The organism is Haemophilus sp. HN_Hi08, assembly GCF_049824455.1.
Lineage (GTDB): Bacteria > Pseudomonadota > Gammaproteobacteria > Enterobacterales > Pasteurellaceae > Haemophilus > Haemophilus influenzae_D.
This window is the reverse complement of record NZ_CP187493.1, coordinates 1633295-1650215: the sequence shown is the minus strand read 5'-3', so window position 1 is coordinate 1650215 and position 16921 is coordinate 1633295. Positions and strand designations below refer to the sequence as shown.

The following is a 16921-nucleotide window of genomic DNA, read 5'->3' as shown; positions in this document are numbered from 1 at the left end:
CAACTTTTTTGGTAATTAGAAATTTTTCTCTCGTTATTATCCAATAAAAATGTGATTTCCCTTTGACTATCTTCGTAACAACAGGTAATATTCACGCCCTATGCAAAAGGTAAAACTACCCCTAACCGTTGATCCGGTAAAAGATGCTCAAAGACGGCTTGATTATGTTGGTTATTATTCGGCAAATCAGCTTGAACGTTTGGCGGAATCAGTGGTAAACGTGCTCAGCGATGCACAGGTAACATTATCGTTTTATGTTGATCCACAAAAATTAGTGGTGATGAAAGGTAAAGTACAGATTGATATCGAGCTTGAATGTCAGCGTTGTAACGAACCTTACAAACAAACATTGGAATGTGAGTTTACTTATAGTCCAGTGGCTAATTGGGATCAGACTGATGACTTGCCCGAAATTTATGAGCCAATCGAGTTCAATGAGTTTGGCGAAATAGATTTAATTGGCACGGTGGAAGATGAGCTAATTTTAGCTTTGCCACTTGTACCAATGCATTCATCTGAACACTGTGAAGTGTCCGCGCAGGAACAGGTTTTTGGCGAATTGCCTGAAGAATTGGCAAAAAAACCGAACCCGTTCGCTGTATTAGCTAATTTAAAGCAAAAGTAAATTAAATTTAGGAGTATAGCCAATGGCTGTTCAACAAAACAAAAAATCTCGTTCACGTCGTGATATGCGTCGTTCACACGATGCCTTAACAACTGCTGCTGTATCAGTAGATAAAGCAAGCGGCGAAACTCACTTACGCCACCACGTAACTGCAGACGGTTACTATCGTGGTCGTAAAGTGATCAATAAGTAATTTTTACTTATAGGTGTTCACTTGAACCGTCTAACCTTGGCGTTAGATGTGATGGGCGGGGACGTTGGTCCCCGTATTACTATCTGCATTCCATTAACATCGGAAAATAATCCGGTGTCGTCTTATCTCTTACTTGGCGATAGTCCATAGATTTTTTTCCTTTTTAATCGCTTATCTTATTGAGTATGAATAGTAGAATTTTATCCACCGGTAGCTATCTGCCGAGTCATATTCGCACAAATGCGGATTTAGAAAAAATGGTTGATACATCAGATGAATGGATTGTCACTCGTTCTGGTATCCGTGAACGTCGTATCGCAGCGGCAGATGAAACTGTTGCAACAATGGGATTTGAAGCGGCAAAAAATGCGATCGAAGCTGCTCAAATTAATCCTCAAGATATTGAACTGATTATTGTTGCAACTACAAGTCACTCACATGCTTATCCAAGTGCGGCTTGCCAAGTGCAAGGTTTATTAAATATTGATGATGCGATTTCTTTTGATTTAGCCGCAGCTTGCACAGGCTTTGTCTATGCTTTGAGCGTAGCTGATCAATTTATTCGTGCAGGCAAAGTGAAAAAAGCCTTAGTGATAGGCTCAGATCTCAATTCTCGTAAATTAGATGAAACAGATCGCAGCACTGTTGTGCTATTTGGTGATGGTGCGGGTGCTGTAATTTTAGAAGCGAGTGAACAAGAAGGAATTATCTCCACCCATTTACACGCTTCAGCAGATAAAAATAATGCCCTTGTTTTAGCTCAGCCAGAACGTGGTATAGAAAAATCTGGCTATATTGAGATGCAAGGTAACGAAACCTTCAAATTGGCAGTTCGTGAACTTTCAAATGTGGTGGAAGAAACACTTTCAGCCAATAATTTAGATAAAAAAGATTTAGACTGGCTTGTGCCACACCAAGCAAATTTACGTATTATTACAGCGACAGCTAAAAAATTAGAAATGGATATGTCGCAAGTGGTGGTAACGTTAGATAAATACGCTAATAACAGTGCAGCAACTGTTCCTGTCGCTTTAGATGAGGCTATTCGAGATGGCCGTATTCAACGTGGGCAGTTACTATTATTAGAAGCCTTTGGCGGTGGTTGGACTTGGGGTTCAGCGTTAGTGAGATTTTAGTTGATTTGATATAATTATTGATGATTTTAAAGTGCGGTAAAAATTGACCGCACTTTTTGTGTTAAATGTCAGGGGTTCGCCTGACGGCGACCTACTTTCTTTTACTCGTGTAAAAGAAAGTAGGCAAAGAAAACACGCCCCAGTTAAATCGCTGTTCTTTGCTTTGTTTCAATTTTCTTAACGGCAATTTGCTGAACTCGCTACGCTCAAACAGACGCAAATTGCCTAAAAATTGAAAGTCGCAAAGGCGATTTATATGGGGCCCCGAATTTATCAGAGCATTATTTAAAAAGTGCGGTTAATTTTAAATTCATTTTAAGAACAAAAAATATTTTGAGTTTTGACCGCACTTTAAATCGGATAAAGAACAAATTGGGTTCCCTTCTTTTCCACCTTTGTGGAATTGAATTTGTAGGAAATTTTCGTCTGTTTGAGCGTAGCGAGTTCAGAAAATTTCCGTTAAGCAAATTCAATGGAACAAAGGAAACAAGGAAAAGTAAGTCGCCATCGGCGAAACCCGATTTTAATTACCGAAGAAGAATTTTCAATTAAAAAACAATAGGACAAAACATAATGAAAAAATTCGCAATGGTCTTCCCAGGTCAAGGCTCCCAAGCTGTCGGTATGCTTGCTGATCTTGCCACTGAATATCCAATCGTTATTGAAACATTTAAACAAGCATCTGATGCGCTTGGTTATGATTTATGGTATCTTGTTCAACAAGGTCCAGCTGAAGAACTTAATAAAACATGGCAAACTCAGCCCGCACTTTTAGCGGCATCGGTAGCCATTTATCGCGTATGGCAAGAGAAGTTTCCTCAATTAAAACCAGAAGTGATGGCAGGCCATAGCTTGGGTGAGTATTCTGCCTTGGTTTGTGCTGGGGTGTTGGATTTCCAAGATGCGATTAAATTAGTGGAATTGCGCGGAAAATTAATGCAACAAGCTGTGCCTGAAGGCACTGGCGCAATGTATGCAATCATTGGTTTAGATAATGAAGCAATTATTAATGCTTGCAAACAAGCAGAGGAAGGCGAAGTCGTATCTGCGGTGAACTTTAACTCACCGGGTCAAGTAGTTATTGCGGGTGCGAAAGCTGCAGTTGAGCGTGCGGCTGCATTATGTAAAGAAGCAGGGGCGAAACGTGCATTGCCGTTAGCTGTGAGCGTACCTTCTCACTGTGCATTAATGAAACCTGCAGCCGAGCAATTAGCGGTAACACTTGATAATATTCAAATTAATACACCAACAATATCGGTATTAAATAACGTTGATGTGAAAGCTGAAACTGAAGGCACCGAAATTCGTACCGCACTTGTTCGTCAGTTATATAGTCCAGTTCGTTGGACTGAAACAGTTGAAAAAATGGCGCAAGATGGTGTTTTAGCGCTTGTTGAAGTGGGGCCAGGTAAAGTATTAAATGGTTTAACCAAACGCATTGTGGGTGATTTACAAGCAATATCTGTAAATGATGTTGCATCATTCAATGCGGTAGAAGAATTTTTAGCGTAAGTAAAAGGAAGAAAAAATGCAAGGTAAAATTGCTTTAGTGACAGGGGCTAGCCGTGGTATCGGTCGTGCGATTGCAGAAGAACTTAGTTCAAAAGGTGCATTTGTAATTGGTACAGCAACCTCTGAAAAGGGTGCAGAGGCGATCTCGGCTTATTTAGGGGATAAAGGCAAAGGTTTAGTTTTAAACGTCACGGATAAAGAATCTATCGAAACCTTACTTGGACAAATTAAAAATGATTTTGGCGATATTGATATTCTCGTGAATAACGCAGGTATTACTCGCGATAATTTATTGATGCGTATGAAAGATGAGGAATGGTTTGATATTATGCAAACTAACTTAACTTCTGTGTATCATCTTTCTAAAGCCATGTTACGTTCAATGATGAAAAAACGTTTTGGTCGTATCATCAATATTGGTTCAGTGGTTGGTTCAACGGGTAATCCAGGACAAACTAACTATTGTGCGGCAAAAGCGGGTGTGGTTGGTTTTTCTAAATCTTTAGCGAAAGAAGTAGCTGCACGTGGTATTACTGTAAATGTGGTTGCACCAGGTTTTATTGCAACAGATATGACAGAAGTGCTTACGGATGAACAAAAAGCGGGGATCTTATCTAATGTTCCAGCTGGACGTTTAGGCGAAGCAAAAGACATAGCTAAAGCCGTTGCTTTCTTAGCTTCTGATGATGCAGGTTATATCACGGGTACAACGTTACACGTGAATGGTGGCTTATACTTAAGCTAAACTTTGACATTGATTTATGGGGGATTTCTAAGCAATAAAATCATAGCCAAAGATTTTAGATAATGCTAAAATCCGACTCGCAATGTAACTTGGTTACGCCTTGAGCGTATGCAAAGGTACGTAACTATATTTGATGTGTGTGTTCACATTGCCTATTTTGTGGTGCGACCAGACCATAAAATAGTTGCAAGTTACTAAAAAATACATACACTAACAGCTCTTTTATGAGTTAAAACTAACAAATAGGAAAAACAAATGAGTATTGAAGAACGCGTGAAAAAAATCATCGTTGAACAATTAGGTGTTAAAGAAGAAGATGTTAAACCTGAAGCTTCTTTTGTTGAAGATTTAGGTGCAGATTCATTAGACACAGTTGAATTAGTAATGGCTTTAGAAGAAGAATTCGATATCGAAATTCCAGATGAAGAAGCTGAAAAAATTACCACTGTTCAATCTGCGATTGATTACGTGCAAAACAATCAATAATTTTAAGTAGGGCGACGTTTTAAGTCGCCTAATTTTTTTCTAATAATCCTCTTTAAAATTACCGCACTTTTTATTTTTCCCTTTCATAAAAATTGATCTAAATTATCTTTTACTTAGAATCGTGGTTTAAACTTTAAAAAATTATTTAGTTATATGCCTAAAAAGAAGTATTATTTGCATAGTTTTTCATTTTTGAGGTGTTTATGCTTTACTTAGAATTTTTATTTTTACTATTAATGCTCTATATCGGTAGCCGTTACGGCGGTATCGGATTAGGTGTTGTTTCTGGTATCGGTCTTGCTATCGAGGTTTTCGTATTCCGTATGCCAGTGGGGAAAGCGCCGATTGATGTTATGCTTATCATTCTTGCGGTAGTGACTTGTGCATCGGTGCTTGAGGCCGCGGGCGGTTTGAAATTTATGTTACAAATTGCTGAACGCATTCTCCGTAAAAATCCAAAACGTGTCACTTTACTTGGTCCATTAGTCGTCTATTTATTAACCTTTATGCTCGGTACTGGTCACTCTGTTTACACAATTATGCCAATTATCGGTGACATTGCATTGAAAAATAAAATTCGTCCAGAACGTCCAATGGCTGCATCTTCAGTGGCATCTCAATTAGCCATCACATCTAGCCCACTTTCTGCTGCAGTTGTATTCTATTTGGGAAAAATTACCGCAATGCCGGGATTTGAAAACATTAGTTTATTAGACATTATTTCTGTGACTGTTCCTGCAACCTTAGCAGGTACGATTGCGCTTTCCTTATACAGTATGCGTCGTGGTAAAGAGTTAGAACAAGATCCTGAATATCAACGTCGTTTACAAGATCCCGTATGGCGTGAACGTATTTTAAATACCACAAGCACAACATTGAATGAAACCCTTCCGCAAGGGGCAAAAAAATCTGTTTACCTATTTTTACTTGCTTTAGTTGTGATTGTTGCGATTGCGATGATTCCTGAAATTCGCACTATCGGTAGCGGAAAAGCAATTTCAATGTCATTTATCATTCAAATGATGATGCTTTGCTTTGGTGGTGTGATTTTACTCGCAACGAAAACAAATCCTCAAATTGTGCCAAATGGCGTGGTGTTTAAATCTGGTATGGTAGCCGCGATTGCAATTTATGGTATTGCGTGGATGAGCGACACTTACTTCAAATATGCAATGCCAGAATTTAAAGCTGCGATTACTGATATGGTGCAAACTTATCCTTGGACATTCGCATTGGCATTATTTGCAGTTTCTGTCGTAATTAACAGCCAAGCTGCGACTGCAGTCATGTTATTACCTGTGGGTATTGGCTTAGGTATTCCAGCACCAATCTTGGTTGGTTTAATGCCTGCAACTTATGCCTATTTCTTTATTCCAAATTATCCATCAGACATTGCAACAGTAAACTTTGACGTAACGGGTACAACAAAAATTGGTAAATATTATTTTAACCACAGTTTTATGGTGCCGGGTTTAATTGGGGTTGTTGTTGCTTGCTTGGTCGGTGTTTCTGTAGCGGAATTAGTGATTCGCTAATTTACACACAAACTAAATCCTTTTAATATAAAAGCACCTTTGAATGGTGCTTTTATTTTTATGACAACCTACATCGCCTACGGCAATATAAATCAACCTTTTTCTTTGGAATCCTTACCCGATGAACTGATTCCAGAAAATCTATATCAAACTGAAACGGATAGCTCGCGTGTTTTTCAGCGTCATCAGTGCCGTCGGCTTGCTCACTTATTACTTTTCCAACTTTTAAAAATATCTAGAAAATCCACCGCACTTTTATCTCAAATTCATCGTACTGAAAGTGGCAGACCTTATTTTCTTGATGAGCGAATAGATTTTAATATTAGTCATTCTGGTGATTGGGTGGCGGTAATATTAGATATTAGAAATGAAGAAAAAAGTGCGGTGGGAATTGATATTGAATTTCCTAAAATAAGAAATTTTACGGCGTTGATGGAACATATTGCACCAAAAGAAGAAATTGATTGGTTTCATCATCAGCAGGATTCTTTGAACGCTTTTTATCGTTGTTGGTGTTTACGAGAAGCTGTATTGAAATCTCAAGGATTTGGGATCGTAAAATTATCCAATGTTCGTCATTTCCCTGAACAACAAAAAATTTTTTCGGATTATTGTCCGCAGGGGCAGTTGTGGTTTACTGATGAACTCTCTATTTATTTAGCTGCGTTTGTCAATCATCAAGAAAAATTACCGCACTTTTATGAATGGAGTGGGGAAAGTTTACAGATAAAAGAACTTCAAAAATGCGTTTTTTATGATGTGAATTAATCAAGAAAATCCTTGTGTAAAATCAAGGATTTTTTATTGCCTAAAAATTCTTGTATTTTCATAGACGTGCCCCATTTATTTAGCTAAACTCTTAACAATTTTTTGACAAATGGAGAATGAAATGTCACAGAACGGTTCAGATCGCGATCCTTGGAGTAAACCAGGGCAGAGCAACGACCAACAGCCGGGAAATTCATCCAACAATAATGGATGGAATAATAACCAAAATCGTGGAAATCAAGAGCAATCTCCGCCAGATATTGAGGAGATTTTTAATAATCTGCTTAAAAAATTAGGCGGTGGAAATAAAAAGAGCGGTCAAAACAATGGTAGTTCTCAAAACAGTACTCCATTTAATTTTGGCAAAGTTATTCCACTTGCTGTAGCGATTGGTGCGATTATTTGGGGCGTAAGCGGTTTTTATACTATTAAAGAGGCTGAACGCGGTGTGGTGCTTCGTTTTGGCGAGTTACATTCTATTGTTCAACCCGGTTTGAACTGGAAACCAACATTTGTAGATAAAGTATTGCCAGTAAATGTGGAGCAAGTAAAAGAGTTGCGTACACAAGGTGCAATGCTGACTCAAGATGAAAATATGGTAAAAGTGGAAATGACCGTGCAATATCGCGTGCAAGATCCTGCAAAATATCGTTTTAGCGTAACAAATGCAGATGATAGTTTGAATCAAGCGACAGATAGTGCATTACGTTATGTTGTTGGGCATATGTCTATGAATGATATTTTAACCACAGGTCGCTCTGTCGTGCGTGAAAATACTTGGAAAGCTTTGAATGAAATTATCAAATCCTATGATATGGGACTTGAGGTTATTGATGTGAACTTCCAATCTGCGCGCCCACCTGAAGAAGTAAAGGATGCGTTTGATGATGCAATTAAAGCACAGGAAGATGAACAACGTTTTATTCGTGAAGCGGAAGCCTATGCGCGTGAGAAAGAACCGATTGCACGCGGTGATGCGCAACGTATTCTTGAAGAAGCAACAGCTTATAAAGATCGTATCGTGTTAGATGCAAAAGGTGAAGTGGAACGTTTGCAACGCTTGTTGCCAGAATTTAAGGCTGCACCAGATTTACTGCGTGAGCGTTTATATATTCAGACGATGGAAAAAGTGATGGCAAATACCCCAAAAGTAATGCTTGATGGCAATAATGGTAATAATTTAACTGTGTTACCGCTAGAGCAAATTATGGGCAAAAAATCGGTAACAAGTGCGCCAAGTGCGGTCAATTCTTCGCCTGCTTTTACTGCGCCAGAACGTCAAAATTCTTATCAGCCTCAGCCGACTACCGTTGCGCCGATTCGTCAAGGGAGATTTAACTAATGCGTAGATTTTTATTACCTGTTATTTTCGTGATTGCGGCAGTGGTTTATTCTAGCATCGTCGTTGTAACGGAAGGTACGCGTGGCATTATGTTACGATTTAACAAAGTACAGCGTGATGCCGATAACAAAGTGGTTGTATATGAACCGGGCTTGCATTTTAAAGTGCCTTTAATTGATAGCATCAAAGTTTTAGATGCGCGTATTCGTACTTTAGATGGATCTGCAACACGTTTTGTTACTGTTGAGAAAAAAGATTTGCTAGTGGATTCTTATGTGAAATGGAAAATCAGTGATTTTGGTCGATTCTACACGTCTACTGGCGGTGGCGATTATGCCCAAGCTGCAAATTTATTAAGTCGTAAAGTAAATGACCGTTTACGTTCTGAAATTGGTTCACGCACGATTAAAGATATTGTTTCTGGTACACGTGGAGAATTAATGGAAGGGGCAAAAAAAGCTTTAAGTTCAGGACAAGACAGTACGGCAGAATTAGGTATTGAAGTGATCGATGTGCGTGTAAAACAAATTAATTTACCAGACGAAGTCTCTTCTTCGATTTACCAACGTATGCGTGCAGAACGTGATGCAGTGGCGCGTGAACATCGTTCTCAAGGGAAAGAAAAAGCAGCATTTATTCAAGCTGATGTAGATCGCAGAGTGACGTTAATTCTTGCTAATGCAAATAAAACTGCACAAGAATTACGAGGTTCAGGCGATGCAGCGGCGGCAAAATTATATTCAGATGCTTTTGCTCAAGAACCACAATTCTTTACGTTTGTGCGTAGCTTAAAAGCCTATGAAGCGAGTTTTGCAAATTCTGACAATATAATGATTTTAAAACCAGATAGTGATTTCTTCCGCTTTATGCAGGCACCGAAAAAATAGATTTTAATTTGATAAAAACACCTTCCTCGTGAAGGTGTTTTTTTATAGCCAACGTCTTACTTTTTGTTTATAACGACGATATTCATCGCCAAATTTATTTTCCAAATAGGTTTCTTCTCGGGCTATTTGAAACTGGTTTATCACTAATATAAAGATAATTACGCCTAACCAAGCTAAACTATTACCTAACCAAAGCGTCCAAGCAAGCAAAATTAACAGCAAACTTAAATACATTGGGTTACGGCTAAATCGAAATATGCCTGTGCAAACTAATTTTGTTGTGCCTTTAAAGTCACGAGGATTAATGGAGGTTTTACATATAAAGAATTGCATAACGCTGCTTAAAGCAATCAAAAATGAAAGGGAAATAACAAAAACAATCACTGAAAAATGGACAGAATAACTAGCAATCTTTGGCAAAAAATACATTGCTATGGCAATGAATAAACAGAGTAGTGGTGGTGGAATAAATAACATCGCTAAATCTTATTAATAAAAATGCCAGCTCTTTATAGAGCATTTAAAGTGCGGTCAAAATTTGTGTTAATTTTGCTTTAATTACTTTTATTTTGCATAAAGCGGCGATAAATTTCGCCGCTTTTGATTATTATAAATTTTATGCACTATTCTGTGATAAATTATTCGATGGTTAATTTTTTACCGTCATAGCTTATTGCTTTGACGCTAGTTAAAGCCTTACCTCCGTCAGTTTCACCGCCAATCAGTAAAACTTTATTGTTGTAAGATACAGAAAAACCATAGCCAATATTCATTGGTAATTCCCCAACGATGCGCCATTTACCATTATTCAACGTATAAACTTCGTTATGCCAAGCTTTGCTTAAACCTTTATGTGCGTGAAGTTTTCCTTCTTTGAATTGTTTGATTGAACCTGGAAAATTTGCGCCACCAGTGACTAAATAATGACCGTTACTATAGCCTGCAAGTGCACCAGCTAAACCATCTTGTGATTTGCCTTTTGGTGCGGGCAAGTCAGGTAAGTTTTTCCATTGCACACCTTTAGCAGTGAATTTACCTTGATGGGTTTCAGCGGTGCGAAGTCCTGGTTTAATTTCGCCATTGACAACCACGAGATCATTACCTTGAATTGTAAAGGCTGCACCAGCACGACCAGAGAATGGAATGCGACCTTCATTGTGCCATTTGTTGGTTGAGGGTTCATAGCTCAATAATTCTGTTGTAAAGAAATAATCTTCTGGACGTTGATCGAAGTAAGCTGCTGCGATTTCATCTTTTTTCTCTTTATCTTCTCCTGCTGCCACAGTGTCTTGGAAGAAACCATTAAATATAGAGAGATTAGAGCCGCCTAAAATATAAACTTTATCTCCGTGAGATGCACCACTTGATCCTACTAAACCACGGGGAGAACGAGTAGGAAGTTTCATCCAAGTATTATCGCTTGGGTTATAGCGATAAGCGTCATTAACGAGTTGAAGTTCGCCTTTTTCATTTTTTTGTAAACCACCGAATACATAAAGTTTTCCATCCACTGCGGCTGCAACAGGTTGATTGCGTTCGCCACCTGGAAATGTAGCAATTTCTTTCCATTGTGCTGAAGGATCTTTTAGGTCTAAAGTATAGAATTTATCGCCACCAGAGCCTAATCCCACATAAACGGTGTCGCCAATTAATGCGCCTGTTCCTCCTTTGATTCCCACTGGCAAATCAGGATAAGTTTGTGCGTTCGCTGAAAAAGTAAAAGTGGCAAAAAGTGCGGTGCATAATGCTGTTTTGGTTAGTTTCATAATAAACCCCATTTTTAGTTGTGTTTACAGTTTTCTATTCATTAAACGGCATTGAATAGGCGTTGATAAAGTGCAGTTATTGCACCTTTTTGTATTGTAAGGTACGGCAGATGTAACTTACGAGAAAGATAAAAGTGCGGTTAAAAAATTTAATGTTTTTCAACCGCACTTTTTATTATGGTATCAATAGATTTGGCACAAATGTGATGATTTGTGGGAAAATCGTAATTAATACTAATGTGACGAAAACGGGAATCAAGAACGGTAATACGCCTTTGGTAACCGTGGAAACCGACATATTTCCTACACGAGCAACAACAAAGAGAGCCATTCCCATTGGTGGGGTAAGAATACCAATCATCATATTTAATGTGGTCATTACACCAAAGAAGATTAAGTCAATATTGAATTGCATTGCGATAGGAATAAGCATTGGTAATACTAAAAATTGTAATGCTAGGGCATCAATGAACATTCCAAGAAAAAGTAACAGTGCGTTAATCATTACCAATACGGTTAAAGGCGAATCGGCAACGGCAACAAATACATCAGCAACACGCATTGCGACTTGTTCACGGGCAATCATATCGCCAAAGAAAGTCACGGTCATAATCATTAAGGCGACTACGCCTGTAATTGCCATTGCTTCTATGCAACTATTAAATAAGGTTTTTAAGGTTAATTCTTTATACACAAATTTACCAATAATTACAGAGTATGCTGCTGCAACAATGGCAGATTCTGTTGGACTGAATAAGCCTGAAAAAATACCACCGATAATTAATAACGGCGTTAAGATTGCCCAAAAAGATTGTTTAAAGCTGCTGCAAAGTTGTTCTCTCGTGGTTTTTGGTGTACGTGGATAACCTCGTTTTTTTGCAATGCGATAATTCATTGCCATTAAAGCTAAAGTAATTAATACACCGGGAATAAAACCTGCAATAAAGAGTTTTGCGATAGATTCATTGGCGATTACACCGTAAATAATCATTGCAATACTTGGCGGAACTAATGGCCCAATAATACAAGAAGCAGCAGTAATTCCTCCGCAAATATCGTCGTCATAACCAGCATCACGCATTGCTTTAATCTCAAGCTGACCTAAGCCCCCCGCATCAGCAAGTGCTGAACCTGACATACCAGAGAACAATAAACTTGCGCCGATATTAACGTGCCCCATTCCTCCTGTGTAATGACCGAGTAAGGATTTAGCGAAATTAAAAATACGTTCGGTAATCCCACCAGTATTCATTAGAATACCTGTTAAAATATAAAACGGCACGGCAAGTAATGGAAAGCTGTCTAGGCTATAGACTAATTTTTCAGTTGCGGCATTTACGACATTCCAACGTGTCATAGAAAAATAAAGTAGGGTAGCAATAAATAAGGACCAACCTACAGGGACACCGATAAACATAATGATTAGCCAAACGAGTAAGGCAACATAGACTGAACTTGAACCGAGCTTTATATAATTGCTAATTCGCAATACTTTGAACCAATCTGGCGCGAAAAATAAAATTGCAAATAAAATGACCGCACTTATGATAAAGAAAGTCGCAGGTAAATAGCTTTTCCCTGTCTTAAAGTTTACGGTTTGCGCTTGGATAAAGCGAAACATCATTAATATTGCGATAACAGGTAGTGCAGCGAAAATCCATTTTTCAGAAATGCCCCCTAAGGCATCAATGGGGAATGATGCGCCATTAAAAGTACGAATCCCGAAATGAATAAACAAGAAAATACATACAAAGACTAATAATTGTACAAAAGTATTTGTGAATTTTCTGATTTTTTCTGGCATTAGATTAGTTAAAAAATCAATAAATACGTGTTCTTGTTTTCTCACAGCAACGCTGATACCTAACATACCCACGTAAACAAATAAGAGCTTGGCGAGTTCTTCACTCCAGATTAACGGAGAATGAAAAACTTGGCGTGAAAGAATTTGAGCGATAAGAATACCGAAAATGGCGATAAATAATGTGCCACCCAGCCATTCTTCAAGCTTATTAATATATTTCATACTTCACTCCGTTTAATGAAGAATAAGGGAATGTAGTGTGCCATTACGGCACACTAAAGAGGGATTATGGATTGATTGCTTCAATTTGTTTTAAAGCTGCTTCACCTTTTTGACCAGTTTGTTTTACAAACTCAGCATAATACGGCTTCATTGATGCTTTAAATGGGACAAGATCAGGATGTGTAATTTTCACGCCTTGTTTTTCAAAGAATGAGACTAAATCTTTCTCTCCATCTACGAATAATTTAGTGTGATATTTTGCTGCATTTTCGGCAGCATCTTTTACGACTTTTTGAAGATCTTCAGGGAGTTCTTTATAAGTCTCGTTGCTTACTAAATAAAGTTGGTCATTCAAAATGTGATTAGTCATTGCTAAGAACTTTTGCACTTCATAGAATTTTTGTGCTTGCACCGCTGCTAACGGGTTTTCTTGACCATCGACGGCGTTGGTTTGTAACGCAAGATAAACTTCAGAAAATGCCATTGGTGTTGGTGATGCGCCAACATATTTAGCATAGGCTAAGTTTGTTGCTGCATTTGGCACACGAAGTTTTAAGCCTTTCATATCTGCAATACTGTTGATTGCACGATTTGAAGTCGTTTGGCGAGTTCCGTTATAAGCTTGGGAAAGTAAAGTCACGCCAAGATCTTTATCCATTTTTTTAATTAAATCTTTACCGAATTCTGTATCGAATAAGGCTTTTTGTGCAACATTGTAGTTGCTAATAACATAAGGTAAGGCAAATACTGCCGCTTCAGGGTAAAACAGCTGGAAGCGAGCAGATTCTGCAAAGGTAAAGTCGAGAGAACCGTCTTTTAATTGTTTTAACATTGCACGGTCATCACCTAATTGTGAACTTGGATAAAGTGAAATTTCAATTTTACCCTGTGATTTTTCTTTGACTTCTTTGGCAAACATTTCTGCCGCTTTATATTCATTTGATGAAGTTCCAGCATTCATACCGAATTTCAAGTCATAATCAGCGGCAAGAACAGCAGAAGATACGCCTAAAGAAATGGCGGTGGCAAGGAAAAGTTTTGTCAATTTCATCATATTCGCTCCTGTGTGAACTTATGTTGGAAAGGGGAATATTAACCCCATAATATGAGAATCAATTTAGGCAAAAAATGTATGTTTTCTCCCCAAAAATAGGATTCGAGAGCAATTCTAAGAGTAAAAAAACAAATTTAAAATAGTTTTACGAGTTTTATTTCAAAAATGAGAAGTTGATCACATTTATGAAAAAACACTTCAAAAATATTCTTTAAAATGGCATTTCTTTTTCATATAATAAGGTTAAATGATGAAAATATAAGCATATTACAACTTATAAAAGATTGTTTTATGTGGATTAAATTAATTTTAAAGTGATTTATTCAGATTTAAATGAGGGGTGTTATATGTCTAAATTATCTTATCAAGAAGTACTTTCTCAAATTCAATATGGTCTTATTTCTTCTTGCCAACCTGTCGATGATGGCCCAATGGATAAACCTGAAATCGTTTCTGCTATGGCTCAGGCTTCAGTTATGGGCGGAGCTTCTGGCTTACGTATTGAGGGGGTTGATAACCTTAAAGCAACCCGTCCTTTTGTGAATGTTCCGATTATCGGAATTGTAAAACGTGATTTGCCTGATAGTCCCGTGCGTATTACGCCGTTTTTACAAGATATTGAAGATCTAGCCAATGCAGGCGCGGATATTATTGCAGTAGATGGCACTAAACGCCCGCGTCCTGTGGATATTGAAAGTGCGGTGAAAAAAATCCACGAAATGGGCTGTTTGGCAATGGCAGATTGTTCTAATTTAGAAGAAGGCTTGTATTGTAAAGCGCTTGGTTTTGATATTGTCGGCAGTACGATGTCGGGTTATACAGGTGGCTCAGTGCCAGAAGAACCAGATTATCAATTAGTGAAAGATTTAAAATCAGCGGGTTGTTTTGTGATGGCTGAGGGGCGTTATAACACACCAGAATTGGCAAAAGTGGCAATTGAAATTGGTGCAGATTGCGTGACTGTAGGTTCAGCCTTAACTCGTCTTGAACATATTGTGAGTTGGTTTGCTAATTCAGTGAAATCTGCAAGATAGTCGTAAGACGTGTGAGAAAAGACTTTACACTATAAGGATAAGTTATGCGTTGTTTAGCACTAGATATTGGTGGGACAAAAATTGCAGCGGCGATTGTAAAAAATGGCGAAATTGAGCAACGTCAGCAAATTCATACACCACGTGAAAATGTCGTGGAGGGAATGCACCAAGCGTTAGGCAAATTACTTGCTGATTATGAAGGGCAGTTTGACTATGTAGCGGTGGCATCTACGGGGATCATCAATAATGGCATTTTAAGTGCATTAAATCCGAAAAACTTAGGCGGCTTGGCGGAATTTCCACTTAAAGCTAGTATTGCAAAACATACGGATAAACCGATTGGTTTATTAAATGATGCACAAGCTGCGACTTATGCGGAATATCAATTGCAAAATTCTGAACAGGTATCAAATTTTGTTTTTATTACCGTTTCAACAGGAGTTGGCGGAGGGATTGTGCTAAACCAAATTTTGCAGACAGGTTCTCGTGGTATTGCTGGGCATATTGGTCATACATTAGCTGATCCAAATGGTGCGATCTGTGGTTGTGGGCGTCGAGGTTGTGTCGAAGCGATTGCTTCAGGGCGAGCAATTGAAGCGGTTTCTTCCCAATGGGAAGATCCGTGCGAGCCAAAAGAAGTGTTTGAGCGTTTTAGAAAAAATGATGAAAAAGCGACCGCACTTGTCGAGCGTTCTGCGAAAGCCATTGCTAATTTAATTGCAGATTTAGTGATTAGTTTAGATATTCAAAAAATCGCGATTGGTGGTAGTGTAGGATTAGCTGAGGGATATTTACCTTTGGTCGAAAAATATTTACAAGATTTTCCTTCGATATATTGTTGTGAAATTGAATCCGCTAAATTTGGACAAGATGCAGGTTTAATTGGTGCGGCTTATTGGGTAAAAGATGTTTTACTGGATAAGCCTGAAGGAACAATTTATGGCTAAATCGGGAAATGTGTTAAACAGAATTGGCTTGCTTTACCAGAGTTTAACTAAATCAGAGAAAAAAATTGCTGATACGATTTTGCGTTCGCCTGATTTGGTATCGCAATGTCCCCTTTCTGAAATTGCAAAACACTTAGAAGTGGGAGAGGCTACGCTTGTCCGTTTTTGTCGAACCGTTGGCTTTAAAGGTTTCAGCGATTTTAAATTAGAGCTTTCTATTGAACTTGCGACGAAAGATAATCAAGATGAAAGCGTACTTGAAACAGAAATTATGCCAAGTGATGATTCGCTCACTATTGCACAAAAATTGCAAGCCGCAGTTGCTAATGTAATGGAAGAAACGATTAATTTACTTGATTTAAAACAGCTTGAAGAAGTCGTTAAAGTACTTAAAAAAGCACGTCGTATTTTTTTATTTGGTGTGGGTTCATCTGGCGTAACGGCGGAAGATGCTAAAAATAAGCTGATGCGTATTGGTTTTCAAGTGGATGCTTCAGGTAATAATCATTTTATGTATATGCAGGCAGCATTACTTACATCTTCTGATGTGGCAATTGGTTTAAGCCATTCTGGTTATTCTGCTGAAACGGCACATACCATCAAAATTGCAAAACAAAATGGTGCAACAACAGTGGCATTGACGCATAGTTTGCGTTCCCCTGTGACAGAATATGCTGATTATGTTTTGGTAAATGGTAATAAACAAGGCAAGTTACAAGGAGATTCTATTGGCACCAAGATCGCACAGCTTTTTGTATTAGATTTAATTTATGCTTTGTTAGTGCAGGGCGAAGAAGAAATTGCCGCTCAAACTAAACAAAAAACTCTCAATGTAATTCTTGAACAACGTATAAAATAGGAGAAA

At 38.2% G+C, this 16921-nt stretch carries 17 protein-coding genes and 1 pseudogene; 14 read left to right on the top strand and 4 right to left on the bottom strand.

The genetic code is table 11. The features are described from left to right. The first annotated feature begins 100 nt into the window (after positions 1–100). The 11 genes and pseudogenes from yceD (at position 101) to hflC (ending at position 9229) form a co-directional block, all read left to right on the top strand. Entirely contained in the window at positions 101–625 is a 525-nt protein-coding gene (gene yceD / locus ACPT8O_RS08060) for a 23S rRNA accumulation protein YceD (RefSeq protein ID WP_021034943.1), read from the top strand. A 22-nt stretch (positions 626–647) separates the two neighbouring features. Beyond that, positions 648–818, top strand: coding sequence for a 50S ribosomal protein L32 (rpmF, locus tag ACPT8O_RS08055; RefSeq protein WP_005544470.1), 171 nt, complete (start codon positions 648–650; stop codon positions 816–818). A gap of 21 nt (positions 819–839) precedes the next feature. After that, a pseudogene (locus ACPT8O_RS08050) lies at positions 840–962 on the top strand (phosphate acyltransferase PlsX); the annotation flags it as partial. 41 nt (positions 963–1003) lie between these two features. Next, positions 1004–1954 carry a beta-ketoacyl-ACP synthase III gene (locus ACPT8O_RS08045; protein WP_014550567.1) on the top strand — a complete coding sequence of 317 codons (951 nt, stop codon included), beginning with the start codon at positions 1004–1006 and terminating at the stop codon, positions 1952–1954. Between the two features lie 573 nt (positions 1955–2527). Beyond that, complete coding sequence (gene fabD, locus ACPT8O_RS08040; protein ID WP_005660869.1) at positions 2528–3466, top strand: ACP S-malonyltransferase; 939 nt, start codon at positions 2528–2530, stop codon at positions 3464–3466. 16 nt (positions 3467–3482) lie between these two features. Then, a complete protein-coding gene (fabG, locus tag ACPT8O_RS08035) occupies positions 3483–4211 on the top strand; it encodes a 3-oxoacyl-ACP reductase FabG (protein ID WP_005668128.1) in 729 nt (242 codons plus the stop codon). 255 nt (positions 4212–4466) lie between these two features. Further along, positions 4467–4697 (top strand): acyl carrier protein, encoded by a 231-nt coding sequence (gene acpP, locus ACPT8O_RS08030; protein WP_005544465.1) that lies wholly within the window; start codon positions 4467–4469, stop codon positions 4695–4697. A gap of 203 nt (positions 4698–4900) precedes the next feature. Further along, positions 4901–6232, top strand: coding sequence for an anaerobic C4-dicarboxylate transporter (locus tag ACPT8O_RS08025; protein ID WP_021034944.1), 1332 nt, complete (start codon positions 4901–4903; stop codon positions 6230–6232). A gap of 60 nt (positions 6233–6292) precedes the next feature. Further along, positions 6293–7000, top strand: coding sequence for a 4'-phosphopantetheinyl transferase family protein (locus ACPT8O_RS08020; RefSeq protein WP_041175299.1), 708 nt, complete (start codon positions 6293–6295; stop codon positions 6998–7000). 121 nt (positions 7001–7121) lie between these two features. After that, the gene (gene hflK, locus ACPT8O_RS08015; protein ID WP_041175300.1) at positions 7122–8342 is read left to right on the top strand and encodes an FtsH protease activity modulator HflK; all 1221 of its coding nucleotides are present in this window, start codon (positions 7122–7124) and stop codon (positions 8340–8342) included. Next, positions 8342–9229, top strand: coding sequence for a protease modulator HflC (gene hflC / locus ACPT8O_RS08010; RefSeq protein ID WP_021034947.1), 888 nt, complete (start codon positions 8342–8344; stop codon positions 9227–9229). The genes hflK and hflC overlap by 1 nt, the downstream gene beginning before the upstream one ends. Before the next feature lie 42 nt (positions 9230–9271). On the opposite strand, the gene ACPT8O_RS08005 is transcribed toward hflC, so the two are convergent. The 4 genes from ACPT8O_RS08005 to siaP form a co-directional block, all read right to left on the bottom strand. Beyond that, complete coding sequence (locus ACPT8O_RS08005) at positions 9272–9706, bottom strand: methyltransferase family protein (RefSeq protein WP_005691502.1); 435 nt, start codon at positions 9704–9706, stop codon at positions 9272–9274. A gap of 161 nt (positions 9707–9867) precedes the next feature. Then, positions 9868–10995, bottom strand: a complete 1128-nt coding sequence (locus ACPT8O_RS08000; protein ID WP_041175301.1) for an N-acetylneuraminate epimerase — start codon at positions 10993–10995, stop codon at positions 9868–9870. Positions 10996–11170: 175 nt separating this feature from the next. Further along, entirely contained in the window at positions 11171–13021 is a 1851-nt protein-coding gene (gene siaT, locus ACPT8O_RS07995) for a sialic acid TRAP transporter substrate-binding protein SiaT (protein ID WP_021034949.1), read from the bottom strand. Positions 13022–13085: 64 nt separating this feature from the next. Beyond that, on the bottom strand, positions 13086–14075 hold the full coding sequence (gene siaP, locus ACPT8O_RS07990) for a sialic acid TRAP transporter substrate-binding protein SiaP (RefSeq protein ID WP_425613307.1): 990 nt from the start codon (positions 14073–14075) through the stop codon (positions 13086–13088). 347 nt (positions 14076–14422) lie between these two features. Here siaP and ACPT8O_RS07985 point away from each other — a divergent pair, with 347 nt between their 5' ends. From ACPT8O_RS07985 to ACPT8O_RS07975, 3 genes are read left to right on the top strand one after another with little or no spacing between them, the layout of a single operon-like run. Beyond that, a complete protein-coding gene (locus ACPT8O_RS07985) occupies positions 14423–15109 on the top strand; it encodes a putative N-acetylmannosamine-6-phosphate 2-epimerase (protein WP_032824330.1) in 687 nt (228 codons plus the stop codon). Positions 15110–15153: 44 nt separating this feature from the next. Then, a complete protein-coding gene (locus ACPT8O_RS07980; RefSeq protein WP_021034950.1) occupies positions 15154–16056 on the top strand; it encodes an N-acetylmannosamine kinase in 903 nt (300 codons plus the stop codon). After that, positions 16049–16915: a MurR/RpiR family transcriptional regulator gene (locus ACPT8O_RS07975; RefSeq protein ID WP_012054838.1), complete on the top strand. Its 867-nt coding sequence runs from the start codon at positions 16049–16051 to the stop codon at positions 16913–16915. The genes ACPT8O_RS07980 and ACPT8O_RS07975 overlap by 8 nt, the downstream gene beginning before the upstream one ends. The last annotated feature ends 6 nt before the right edge of the window (positions 16916–16921 follow it).

Bases quoted from the DNA above. Each gene is read 5' to 3' on its own strand.
- yceD (WP_021034943.1), top strand. From the start codon at position 101: ATGCAAAAGGTAAAACTACCCCTAACCGTTGATCCGGTAAAAGATGCT.
- rpmF (WP_005544470.1), top strand. From the start codon at position 648: ATGGCTGTTCAACAAAACAAAAAATCTCGTTCACGTCGTGATATGCGT.
- ACPT8O_RS08045 (WP_014550567.1), top strand. From the start codon at position 1,004: ATGAATAGTAGAATTTTATCCACCGGTAGCTATCTGCCGAGTCATATT.
- fabD (WP_005660869.1), top strand. From the start codon at position 2,528: ATGAAAAAATTCGCAATGGTCTTCCCAGGTCAAGGCTCCCAAGCTGTC.
- fabG (WP_005668128.1), top strand. From the start codon at position 3,483: ATGCAAGGTAAAATTGCTTTAGTGACAGGGGCTAGCCGTGGTATCGGT.
- acpP (WP_005544465.1), top strand. From the start codon at position 4,467: ATGAGTATTGAAGAACGCGTGAAAAAAATCATCGTTGAACAATTAGGT.
- ACPT8O_RS08025 (WP_021034944.1), top strand. From the start codon at position 4,901: ATGCTTTACTTAGAATTTTTATTTTTACTATTAATGCTCTATATCGGT.
- ACPT8O_RS08020 (WP_041175299.1), top strand. From the start codon at position 6,293: ATGACAACCTACATCGCCTACGGCAATATAAATCAACCTTTTTCTTTG.
- hflK (WP_041175300.1), top strand. From the start codon at position 7,122: ATGTCACAGAACGGTTCAGATCGCGATCCTTGGAGTAAACCAGGGCAG.
- hflC (WP_021034947.1), top strand. From the start codon at position 8,342: ATGCGTAGATTTTTATTACCTGTTATTTTCGTGATTGCGGCAGTGGTT.
- ACPT8O_RS08005 (WP_005691502.1), bottom strand. From the start codon at position 9,706: ATGTTATTTATTCCACCACCACTACTCTGTTTATTCATTGCCATAGCA.
- ACPT8O_RS08000 (WP_041175301.1), bottom strand. From the start codon at position 10,995: ATGAAACTAACCAAAACAGCATTATGCACCGCACTTTTTGCCACTTTT.
- siaT (WP_021034949.1), bottom strand. From the start codon at position 13,021: ATGAAATATATTAATAAGCTTGAAGAATGGCTGGGTGGCACATTATTT.
- siaP (WP_425613307.1), bottom strand. From the start codon at position 14,075: ATGATGAAATTGACAAAACTTTTCCTTGCCACCGCCATTTCTTTAGGC.
- ACPT8O_RS07985 (WP_032824330.1), top strand. From the start codon at position 14,423: ATGTCTAAATTATCTTATCAAGAAGTACTTTCTCAAATTCAATATGGT.
- ACPT8O_RS07980 (WP_021034950.1), top strand. From the start codon at position 15,154: ATGCGTTGTTTAGCACTAGATATTGGTGGGACAAAAATTGCAGCGGCG.
- ACPT8O_RS07975 (WP_012054838.1), top strand. From the start codon at position 16,049: ATGGCTAAATCGGGAAATGTGTTAAACAGAATTGGCTTGCTTTACCAG.